We start from the raw sequence: 12,338 nt of genomic DNA on the forward strand, positions 1-12,338 counted from the left end.
AATTTAGTATTTTAGAGGAATGAAACTTTGGCGCGTCGATTTCCTTTTTAATATTATTACGGGGGCTATATTGTTATATAGTTCTATCTCTGTTTTTGGGCAGACAAAAGTAGAAAACCGTATGTATTCTCAAAATTTGGATACTGTTATCAATTATTACCTACAAAGTGATATAGATACTTTACCTATATCAAAACGTTTAGAATATATTTCTTCTTTTTTAAAAGGAGCTTGGCTATCTAGGCAAGATTCTTTGGTTTATATAGGCTTAATGCGTAAAACAAAGTTGTTAAATAAGGCTAAACAATATGATAGTGCTATTGTATATTCTCGTCAGCTATATGATTTAGCACAAAAAAGCCAAGATACTATTTATATAACAAAAGCTTTAATTAAATTAGGGATGTACCATAAAAATAACAATCAATTAGCAGAAGCTTTCCAATACCAGAATGAAAGCTTTAAAATAGCAAGGAGGATTAAAGATACTATAAGAGCGGGGAGAAGTTTATTGAATATGGCTAATATACAAACTTCTTTAGGGGATTATTCTGGTAGTAAAACTACAGCTATTGATGGGGTAACATATTTAGAACAAACAAAAGATTTAAGAAGTCTTGCTGGTTTATATCATATTATTTCGGTAGCTAATAGGGTTCAAAAAAATTTTAATGAAGCTATAAGATATAATGAAAAAGCCTTGAATCTGGGAAAAGATAGCGCCTCTATAAAAATAATAGGAGTAGGGGATATCTTAATGTTTAAAAACACAAAGGCTTTAATATTAGCAGATCAGGGAGACTATAGGAAAGCAATATCTTTATTGAAAATATTGGTAACAGAACCAACAGTAAAAGAAGATAATACAGAATATGCAAGAATACTTGGTAATCTGGGGTATGTACAATGGCTTCAAAATAAAGAAAATAAAGATTCAGAATCTATTTTACTCGAAGCACTGAGCATACGAAAAGAAATTAATGATATTGGAGGGTTGATTACAAGCAATATGTATTTAACAAGATATTATTTTGATAGAGATAAAGCCAAAGCATTACAATATGCAGAAGTAGCATATTATAATGCAAAAAGAAAAAATAGTTTGACTTCTATTATAGAATCTTTAGGGTTTATTTTCAGGCTTCGGAAAAACACAAATGAAGAGGCTATAGAATATGATCGTATACACAAAGAATTGGAAGAAGCTAACCAAAATAACCGGGAGATCTATGCAGTGACCCGTTATGAAAATGATAAACTTACTAACGAAAATCTTACCTTAAAAGCAGAAACAGCAAGAAAAGAGCGACAAAAAATAATTTACCTTTTTAGTACTTTATTTTTAACTTTAAGCGGGGTAGTGGTTTTCTATTTTTTTAAGCAGAGATATACCCGAGAAAAAATACGAGAAGTGTATAATGCAGAAACCCGTATCTCTAAAAAATTGCATGATGAGCTAGCCAATGATGTATATCAGGTTATGATCCAAATGCAAAATAATAATACCGATAGCCAGGAGATGTTAGATAAACTAGAAATCATTTACAAAAGTACCCGCGATATATCCAGAGAGCATAATAGTTTTAAAACAGGGAAAGAGTATGGTGCAGAACTTAATAATATGTTAAGTAGTTATAGCTCTAATGATACTAAGATTATTATAAAAGATATTAACGAAATTAATTGGCAATCAATTAATCCGGAAAAAAAAATCATTGTACATCGATCTCTACAGGAATTAATGACTAATATGAAAAAACATAGCCAGGCAGAATTGGTGGCAATTACCTTCAAAAAAATAGCCAAAACTATAACCATAACCTATGCAGATAACGGTGTAGGAGTGTCTGCCGAAGAGATAATGTACAGCAATGGACTGCGGAATACGGAAAACCGTATAAAAACGATTGGAGGATCGTTTATATTTGATTCAGAAAAAGGAAAAGGCTTTAAAGCCAAAATACATTTCCCGAGTTAATTATAATATAGTATTATGTTTAAAAAAATTTTAGTAGCAGAAGATTTTGGTAGTATTAATCATGGGATCGCCCGGATTCTTCATGAAAGAACTGGGATTGATGAGATACAACAAGCTCAATACTGTGATGATGCCTACCTGAAATTTAGAAGAGCCAGCAGCGATAATTCCCCATTTGATCTGCTTATTACCGATCTTTCTTTTAAAGAAAGCCATCGAGAACGAAAACTAGTTTCGGGCATCCAACTTATAGAAGCTATACGAGCAATACAACCAGATATAAAGGTTATTATATACTCTATGGAGGACAGACCAGGAAAAGTAAAATCTTTTTTTAACGATTTGGCCATCAATGGGTATATCTGCAAAGGACGTTATGGATTAAATGAATTGGTACAGTCAGTAACAGAAATATACGAAGATAAAATCTATATTTCTCCCCAATTAGAAAGCGCAATGAGCAAAAACAACGTATTCGAACTAAAAGACTACGATCTTTTGCTGTTAAAATATTTATCAGATGGTCTTACCCAAGAGGAAATTGGAGATTATTTTAAGAAAAATCATATATCTCCTAATAGCATAAGCTCTATAGAAAAACGCCTTAATAAATTAAAATTTAATTTTAAAGCCAAAAACGCTATACATCTGGTAGCAATGACCAAAGATTTGGGGTTGTTATAAGTAAAAGAAAACAGATGTTTGGGATTAGAAGAGAAGTCAGGACCCTTATGGAACTCTTTGTCTCTACATAAAAAAACTATACAAGGATGGGTTGAGTGAGCAATATTTGGTTTCAAATGCATTCTCCCTGCAATAAAAAAGTATACTATTAACCACCGCCACTCAGAAACTTAAAAAAAAGCCAAAGAAGTAAATGTCTGATAATTTATGATTTGGATGCTCTTTAAAGTAGATTAAAGTAGTTGTAACAATTTTATTATGGAAACCCGTAAGGATTTGTCATTTATTAGCTTTAACTTTGAAATAGTACCTATAAAATAGTTAAATGATTTGGCTATTATAAAATGTGATTATTAGGTTTTTTGATCGATCGTAAAAACTAAACAAGAGTTTTTTAATTATAAAAAAACAACCCCGCAATTGTAAAACTTTGGCGAGCCAACAAAAGCAGGGTCTGAATAACGATTGATTTTATAAACCAACCATTATAAGGATATGTTAATTTTAACCTAGTATTTTCCTACATGCCAATATAGTAAGAAGCTTTTAAATATTTACGGTTTCCCGTAAAATATTTACTGTTTTTTTAATTGCTCTCTCTCTCTTTTTTATTTGCAGTAACTCAAATTTACAATAAAAACTTGATAATCAATTTTTTAACAAGGATACTTGTTGAGAGGAAATAATCATAATGTGCTAGTGTTGTAATAATATAGATAAATACTTGTGATAACCTGATTTTAAAAATAAAGTAAGAAAAAGGCTACTATTTCAGCCCCTTGTTTAAGGTTTGCCTCAAAAACTAAATATATTTTTATAAGCTTGTTTCAGGCTTGTTGGCTATTATTTCATTTATATAGTAATACCAGCTAACTTTGAAACAGCACTAATAAATTATTCCTTTTTTATCTATTCTTTGTTAAAAATATAACCATAACCATACTTTGGCTTAGCTCTGCACAAATGCTATGCTTGATGGCCGGATTAAGTCTGGTATAAGCTTTTTGTCTTGAATACTTAAAAAATAAATTCAATTTCTATACACACGATTTCAAAGTTAAAATGGTATTACAGATGTTTTTAAGGCAATATAAGTTCAGGAAACTAGATTTATTTGTTTGTTGATTAAAGTAAATTGTGTAAATTGATAGAATAATTATTTAGTTTTACAAAACTAAATAGTAACTCTTAAACTATACTACACAAATACCCTTAGAGAGACATGGCAACTATTAAAAATAAATTATCCGGGCAAGTTATTATACTAAATACCCAAAACACATTTGGGAGAAATCAACAAAACTCTATTACCCATATACCAGAAATGGACGTCTCACAATCGCATGCTGTTATATTTTGGCAAAATGAAGATTGGTATATACAAGACTATAGCCGTAATGGTACATTAGTAAATGGGGAATATGTACACCACTCTACACGAAAACTAATAGAAGGTACCACTATTCAATTTGGCAAAGGCAAATTAGCGCAATGGCAATTAATAGATATTAAGGAACCATCTAGTTATTTAAGGTCTTTAACAAATCCAGAAACGATATTAGAGCTTAATACCTGTCATATATTACCTAATGGTAAAGATGCAGAGATACTTATTTATTTTTCAAAAAATAAAAAGTGGAAAGCAGAAACAGCCTCTTCAACTATAGAATTTGAGCATGGAAAATCTTACCGCCTTAATGAAGAAGAATGGCAATTTATAGATAACGAGCCTCTGGAGGATACTATAGATAACGGTAATGTAGTAGATAGCGCACATTTTTTATTTTCTTTAAGTGAAGATGAAGAGCATGTGGGTTTAAAAATTGTAGTAGATGCAATAGAGTTGGATTTGGGGGAACGAGTACATCATTATTTACTTTTAATGCTGGCAAGAAAGAGACTTTATGATATGAACAATGAAGATATCTTTAACGATCACGGGTGGATACCTATAGAAGATCTGGTAGATCAAATGTCAAAAGAATTATATAAAGAAATTGACGCCTATTATTTAAATCTTCAGATTCACCGTTTTCGAAAACAGTTATTAGGAATACAACCTTACGGTTCTTTATTTATGGATGTTATTGAACGAAGAAAAGGAGAAATTCGTTTTGCACATCGTTTTTTTCAGATTTTAAAAGAAGAAAAAAGTGAAGGAGAAATCCTGGTTGTTTCTAGTCAATTGTAATCGAAAACCTATTTTTGCGAGCTTTATGAGCCATATTGAAATAAATGAAGCACAATCTGAATTCTTTTGAAGAAAATTACATTAAGAAACTCGATAATTACATTCTTCACGAAGTCATAGGCGAAGGTGCTTATGGTGTTATATGCAGGGCAACCCAAGAGAGTACCGGGCAGATTGTTGCAATAAAAATGATGAAGCTTAAAGGGATCTCTAATACTCAAAAAAGAGATTATCAAATTGCGCGTTTTGAGCGGGAAACACGTTTGTGCGCAGAAATGAACCATCCTAATATCATAAAACTTTTAGATAAAGGATATACCAATAAAAAAGAGCCATACGCCGTATTTGAATACTTGTCAGGACAAACATTAAATGAGTTTATTGCCAGAAAAAAAGGATTTTCGGGTGTAGAAATAAGTAAACTCATGGGGCAGGTATTAGACGCTATCGCTTATGCACATGCAAAAGGTATAGTGCATCGGGATCTAAAACCACAAAATATAATGGTAATAAAAACAGGATCCAGGTCTTATGCAAAAGTTTTGGATTTTGGAATAGGGCTATTTACCCAAAATAACCAAAAATACGATCACAAAAGTATAGACAATACACAAAAAATGCTGGGGACTCCTGCGTATTGCGCACCAGAACAATTAAGAGGAGAACCACCAACGGTTAAATCAGATTTATATGCTTGGGGACTAATTTTGATAGAGTGCATCACAGGAAAAAAAGTGATGAATGGCGAAAGCTTGTCTGAAATTTTACAAAAACAATTAAGTGCCGAAAATGTACCATTACCACAACTTTTGATAGGGCATCCTCTGGCAGATATTTTAAACAGGATACTAATGAAAAACCCGGCTCGAAGAGCAGGAAACGCTAGTGCTGTTTATGAAGAATATTCAAAAATAGATGTAAGTGATGTTTTTAATAAATTAACTCATCAAGAAGTTTTTAATCGGGCAGAAAATCAATTAACCCTTGTAAACACTCTTGGATGGCATCATAATAAAAGCGAAAAGCGACAAATAACAGTGCTTTGTATAAAATTAAGTTTGCACTTAAAAAAAGAAACAAAGCTGGATTTAGAAACTTTTGACACTATCCAAAAAGACCAGTTAAATCTATGCCTCGATGTGGCTGTTGGCTATGGAGGATATATTGCAGGTACATTGGCAGATAATGTGGTAGTATATTTTGGATACCCTCAATCTGGTGATAACGACGCACGAATGGCAGGCAGAACAGCTTTGGAACTAATGAACGAAGTGAAAAACAGAAACGCACTGCTGTATAAAGAACACGGGGTTAATCTGGATATTAGAATGGGGATCAACTCAGGAATGGTACTATCCAAAAGAGATGATACCCCAGAAGGGATGGTTCCAAATATAGCATTTAATTTACTTTACCGGTCCCAACCCGGGCAAGTATTGGTAAGCAAGCATACAAAAAAACTATTAGATCCGTTTTTGGAGTTTGAACCTTCAGAAAACGGTTTTTTATTATTAGGCGAGCGACAAACAGAGTCCCTGTTGTTTTTAAACCCTAGAAGCGCCGGAAGAACAATTATAGGAAGAGATAAAGAGATAAAAATTGTTTTAGATCGTTGGCAAAAGGATAAAATAGACGGTAAAGGGGTTATGATTAAAGGTCAGGCCGGAATTGGGAAATCTAAACTTATCTATGAAATTAAACAACAAATCATAATAAAAAGAGGGGTTGTACACCATTGCAGGTGTTTGCCAGAACATCAAAACAATGCCTTATATCCAATTTTTGAATTACTAAAAAAACATCTGGATATTAGAGAAACATCTAAAAATAATGATGTGATATCTAAGTTGGAAAAAGCCCTTTTGGCAGCACACTGTGATGTAAAATTATCTTTGCCTGTACTTTGCTCATGGTTTTCGATACCAATTAAAAAACAGGAGCAATATCAAACTTCACAACAAGAACAAAAAGAATTTATTTTAGAGATACTGCGGCAACTAATATTTAATATAGGACATCAAAATAAATTTTTATTTATTGTAGAAGATCTACATTGGATAGATCCTACCAGTGAATTTTTTCTTAAACAACTATTACAAGAAAATAAAGAAGGCAAATGCCTGATAGTCTTATCAGCACGACCAGAATTTACATCCGGTTGGATAAATGATCTAATAGAAGAAATTGAACTTCCTCCTCTGGAAAACAAATTGATAAAACCTATAATTGAAGAGATATTAAATGGAGCTCAGGTTAGCGAACAAGTATTGCAGTTTATATCAGAAAGGACAGATGGGATAGCACTTTATGCCGAAGAACTAACCTATATGCTGCATGAGAAAAAACTTTTGCAATTAGTAAATGAAAAATACGAATTAAAACATGAAACAGAAGATATAGAAGTACCATCTACCCTAATAGGACTTATGCAAGCAAGGCTAGAAAGCGTTGGAGTAGCTATGGAAACAGCACAATTAGCAGCAACAATTGGTCGCGAATTTACATACGATCTTTTGGTAAGATCCTCATTAAAAGATGAAGCGATGGTGCAAGCAGATTTAGATTTGTTTATAAAAGCAAATATTATTTACCAACGCCGTAAAGTAAAAGATGGAAGCTATATGTTTAGGCACGCATTAATAAGGGATGCCGCATTCAAAAGTATGACATCTAACCCCAGAAAAGAAGCCCACCGAAGAATAGCCTTTAATCTTAAATACTATTTTAAAAAATCCCCTAAAAAACACGTTCAAAATCTGGCATATCATTTTTATCAAGCCGAAGAATATAAGGAAGCTATAAAATTTTATAAAATAGCAGCAGATTTAGAAATGCTTAAGAAATTAGGGCACATGGAGTCTTTAAACCTAACTAATAAGGCCTTATCGGTAATAGAACTCATAAAGAAAAAAACTTTATCAGATTACGATAAAGTTCAGGAAGCAAATTTACGAATTCATAAAGCAGCAGTTTTAACCAATAAATTAGGGTGGAACCATCCCGAAATAATAGAAAATTATCGTTTGGCAGAATCTTTATTAAAAGGATCTGTATCTGCCAATAATAAACTAGAGTTTGCCTTGGCTAAAGGCATGTGGATTTTTGAATGCACCGAAGGAAACATAGCCAGGATGCATATACTTACCAAAAAAATGATGAACGCATCCAAAGCATTAAATAATACTAATTATCTGGCACAGACGTATGATTGTCTAAGTCAAACTCTGTTTTTTGAAGGAGACTTTAAAAACTGTATTCAATCTTGTCAAAAATGCTATAAAATCTATAATCAAGAACAAGGAAAGCGAAAATTAGTAACAGATGGTTTGGATCCCTATATCGTATGTAAGAGTTTTGAATCTTTAGCAAGATTGTTTATGGGCGAGGCAGATCGTGCAATTGCCATAATGGAACAAACATTGGAAGAAGCAGAATCCTATAACTGGCCAAATTTAACCATGGGGATTTTTGCACAAACATCCAGGCTTTACTTGTATATATGCTCTTTTTTGCCAAATTGTGAATATGAAAAAGAGCAATTAGAAAAAATAAACCCAAGCACAATTCTACGTCAGGAAAAAGGCATTTTTCCATACTGGGAAAGTGCAATTAATTTGAATAAAATTTCAGCAAAAGCCTTGTCAGGAAAGCAGATGTTTCTGGATCAATATCAGGAAGCTCGAAAAAAATGGGCGCCAAAAACCTCGGCAAAAACCTATTATGATCTGGTAGAAGTTGTTACCTGTTTAAATGAAAACAAATTTGACGAAGCACTTAAAATATCGAATCAATCTATAGAATTTGCAAAGAAACATAATGTAATGTTTGCAGTAGGATATGCGTATTGCTTTAAAGCAAAAGCCTTGGATGGATTACACAAAAAAGAAGAAGCTTTAGAGGCTTTTAAAGAGGCAATGACAGTATGTAAAAAACAAAAAGCAAAATGGATAGAACTATTCGTGTCAGATGCATTTAAAAGTTTTCTTTTAAAAGAAAATACCGATATTAGCCAATACAATGATGTAGAAGATGTATGTATCCTTACCAATCACTCGCTTACTTTAATTAAAAAACAAAATTTGGTAATCTCTTAAAAATAATAAAAATAATGAATGACCCAAAAACTGTAGTATTAAACTCTGTATTAACCCCCGAGATTGCAGAAAAAACCTTAGAGCGTTTAGCAATAAACTTACCATTAATACCTAACGAAGAAGGATTGACCAAATTGTACCATGAATGGTGCAGAAATATTCCTTTTGATAATTTTTGGAAAAGACTTAAGTTTTATGATAAAGAGTTCTCTAATCAGGATCAAATCAATGCAAATCAGTTTTTTGAAATATGGTTGAAGCACGGGTTGGGAGGTACTTGCTGGACAACAGCAAATGCAATGTGTGAATTATTAAAGTATCTTGGGTTTGATGCTCGTATTATTACAGGTTCTATGGGAGATATGGGAATTACCAATCATGGCAGCTTATTGGTTTCTTTTAGTAATGGAAAAGAATATATTATAGATACTTCCATATTAAATGAACAACCAATAAAAATAGATGGAGAAGGTATAGAAAACCCGGTTCACCCTATTCAATTAATCCATGATTCTGAAACCACAAAAATTGTTTTTGAGCACTCCACTAAAAGAGAATCTATGCCATGTGCAATTAATAAAAATATCATTTCTAGAGAACAAATAACAGAATTTTATGTAACAAGCATACAAAACAGCTTGTTTAATGATTGCGTGTATATTCGTAAAAATAACGAAGGAATAGTACATAGTATTGTTGGAGTTACATACTATACAAAAACAGGAGATACCTTAGAAAAAAGAGAGTTAAGCGAGAAGGAAAGAAAAGAAGTGCTTGTAGATATTATGGGGCTTTCTACAGAGATAGTTGCACATATTTCTAAAACCAATTTATTTGACATACCACAAGAATCCATATTAATTAATCTTACTAAATATTAATACTATGAAAACCGAAACGTATAAACCCGCGCCAAATGTTGCGCCAACAGCTGAAGAAATTAACCGAGATTTAATTAGATTCATGCAAATATTGTCCAATAATGAGGACAATACAAAAACCATCATGAAAGGTTATGAATTGAAAATGGCAGATGCTGTAAAGAATGGGAGAGAAAAAGACGTGTTAAAATATCAGGATAAAATCACAAAACTGATCTATGATCGAATGAAATTAGATGAAGCTGCAAAAACTATGACTTCTGCAATTTTTTCAGATATCCGAAATCTGGATCCAAACTGGTGGGCAGTAAATAAAGTTATAGGTAGATCAACTACCGATTTGATTTGGGGATATTCATGGTCTTCAGAAGATCAGGGCGCTTTTATTGATTTTATTAATATCATAAGTAATGATCCAAAAAACCAATTTACAAAACTGGCAACATTAATGCGATCTTCTATGGAAAATAGTAAAAAATACTATTCGCAATTTGTAGAAAGCATTGCAAATGTTCAAAACCAATTAGAGCAAAAAATGAGCCAAAGGTTAGTAGATACATTGATTGAAAAATCAAGCTACCCAAATTCTGAGGCAGAGTTAGAAACATTGTTTGACAATTTGGTAGAACCAAAAACTTGGTAGATACAACATATAATAGCATAGTGCCATACATCTTTCCTGTGGGAGAAAGGTGTATGGTTTCTTTTTTGGCAGCAAATCGCTTAGAAAAACAATTGCTTGACTTTTACCCAAGGCTTCATGTATCTTATGTGTTTGAGTTTAGGGTCGAAGATGGTAAAGAACAAGTAGATCTGGCAATGGCAATAATAGAAAAGGAAGACTTACAGTTTTTCAAAAATTATTATAACAGCCACAATTATAAAAAAATAGGGACATGGTTTAACAACTGTATTGCATTGCTCGACTCCCCCCAAACGATTAAAAGTTTTTGGATAGAAGCAGATTTGGACGGTAAAGAACAACATCAAATCCCTAGTCTTTTTATAAGCCCAAAACAGAAAAACATTCCATTTACAGAAATGACTCATTTCTTTGAAGTGTTAAATTTACAATCGCTTGATAAAAAAAATAAAGACATCTTAAAACAGTGTATAGATGCCTTTGAAGATAATCAATATATAGAGCATTTTGGTATAATGCACTCTCGGGGAAATACCAAAACAACGAGGATGTATATAAGAGGTTTTGACAGGGACAGCTTATTGGTTTTTTTAGATAGGATAGGTTGGACAGGGAATAGAGAGTTACTACAAAAACAATTTGAAGGAATCTATATGGTATCTTATATTAGTGTAGTAATAGAATTTAATGATGTTTTGTTGCCAACCATAGGTCTGGAGTTTCATTTAAAAAAAGGGATAGAATACAATGATGCTTTTTTGTATAAACTAAAAACCTCAGGATTTTGTTCTCAAGATAGAGCCACAGCTATTAAGGATATTCTTTGTTCTGAAAAAATTAAATCAGGAAATTATACATACAAAAGAAGTCTTAGCCATTTTAAGATAACATTAGGTAGAGAAGAAAAAGCAGAACCAAAAGTATATATACAACTTATACCAAATTATTTGGGGATCATGGGGTTTTAAAGCCTTTCTGGTTTTTAGTGCATAGAACTAAGATATGCATTTAAAAAAAGATTCTATTCTTTTTTTTTGAATCATAAAAGAATTAAAAAGGAAATAGGAGAAGAGCCTTTACCCCCAAAGGCCCTTTACTCCTTTTTAGAAAGCGTTTAACTTTCTTTTCCTGAACGTAGTTAATGCGCAATACAGCATCATTTTGCAACCTCTAATTTTTAAAACGAATATTAGAAATTACGATCTTCAAATATTTGTTGACTCACCAATTCTTAATAATAGCTATTTTGTATTTTTTTTGCTAATTATTTGGTTTTTAGTATTTTATTTTTTGATAATAGAGTCAAATGTATTTTCATTCTTTATTGTCTTATTTCACTTATATTTCTTTTTTCAATCTTTAAATAAGGCTTAAGATCTTTAGCATTATTATTGATTTTTATTTTTTGATGAATATTAAAAATATGTTTTTCTTCGATTATATGTTCATTAATAAAAGCATGTAATACTTGTTCACTTTCACTATCTTTTAATTCTACTGCCAAGGCATATAAATCTATCGTTAATGAAATGATTTCATGTTTATCTTTTAATGCCGATTGAAAAACTTGAAATGGGGATATATAAGAGCTCTCTATATTTTTTAAACTACTTAATTCTACTTTTGCTCCCCGTTTTTTTAAGTATTCAAAAAGATGTATAGCATGGGTTTGCTCCTTGTCTCCACGTTTTTTTATCCATTTCGCATAGCCTTTAAAAGATGTGGTTTCAAGATATAGAGCTTTGTTCATTAAACTTTGAGATGTAACCCACTCTAAGTGGATTAAATTATAGATAGCCTTTTCCAGTTTAATATCAATTTTCATAAATTACCCTTTTTGAACCTTAATATTTTAATTCTTCTTCGA

At 31.9% G+C, this 12,338-nt stretch carries 8 protein-coding genes; 7 read left to right on the forward strand and 1 reads right to left on the reverse strand.

What is annotated here, in order from left to right; genetic code table 11:
* Positions 1 to 19: 19 nt before the first annotated feature.
* The 7 genes from ACZIYX_RS02490 (at position 20) to ACZIYX_RS02520 (ending at position 11,439) form a co-directional block, all read left to right on the forward strand.
* The gene (locus tag ACZIYX_RS02490; RefSeq protein WP_462680616.1) at positions 20 to 1,978 is read left to right on the forward strand and encodes a tetratricopeptide repeat-containing sensor histidine kinase; all 1,959 of its coding nucleotides are present in this window, start codon (positions 20 to 22) and stop codon (positions 1,976 to 1,978) included.
* Positions 1,979 to 1,993: 15 nt separating this feature from the next.
* Positions 1,994 to 2,662 carry a response regulator gene (locus ACZIYX_RS02495; RefSeq protein ID WP_462680617.1) on the forward strand — a complete coding sequence of 223 codons (669 nt, stop codon included), beginning with the start codon at positions 1,994 to 1,996 and terminating at the stop codon, positions 2,660 to 2,662.
* Positions 2,663 to 3,884: 1,222 nt separating this feature from the next.
* Positions 3,885 to 4,853 (forward strand): FHA domain-containing protein, encoded by a 969-nt coding sequence (locus ACZIYX_RS02500; protein ID WP_462680618.1) that lies wholly within the window; start codon positions 3,885 to 3,887, stop codon positions 4,851 to 4,853.
* 44 nt (positions 4,854 to 4,897) lie between these two features.
* Positions 4,898 to 8,947 (forward strand): TOMM system kinase/cyclase fusion protein, encoded by a 4,050-nt coding sequence (locus ACZIYX_RS02505; protein ID WP_462680619.1) that lies wholly within the window; start codon positions 4,898 to 4,900, stop codon positions 8,945 to 8,947.
* A 14-nt stretch (positions 8,948 to 8,961) separates the two neighbouring features.
* A complete protein-coding gene (locus tag ACZIYX_RS02510) occupies positions 8,962 to 9,828 on the forward strand; it encodes an arylamine N-acetyltransferase (protein ID WP_462680620.1) in 867 nt (288 codons plus the stop codon).
* 4 nt (positions 9,829 to 9,832) lie between these two features.
* A complete protein-coding gene (locus ACZIYX_RS02515; RefSeq protein ID WP_462680621.1) occupies positions 9,833 to 10,471 on the forward strand; it encodes a hypothetical protein in 639 nt (212 codons plus the stop codon).
* Positions 10,465 to 11,439, forward strand: a complete 975-nt coding sequence (locus ACZIYX_RS02520) for a hypothetical protein (protein ID WP_462680622.1) — start codon at positions 10,465 to 10,467, stop codon at positions 11,437 to 11,439. The genes ACZIYX_RS02515 and ACZIYX_RS02520 overlap by 7 nt, the downstream gene beginning before the upstream one ends.
* Positions 11,440 to 11,792: 353 nt before the next feature.
* On the opposite strand, the gene ACZIYX_RS02525 is transcribed toward ACZIYX_RS02520, so the two are convergent.
* Positions 11,793 to 12,296 (reverse strand): ferritin-like domain-containing protein, encoded by a 504-nt coding sequence (locus ACZIYX_RS02525; protein WP_462680623.1) that lies wholly within the window; start codon positions 12,294 to 12,296, stop codon positions 11,793 to 11,795.
* Positions 12,297 to 12,338: the final 42 nt, after the last annotated feature.

This window comes from Aquimarina sp. (assembly GCF_977115655.1).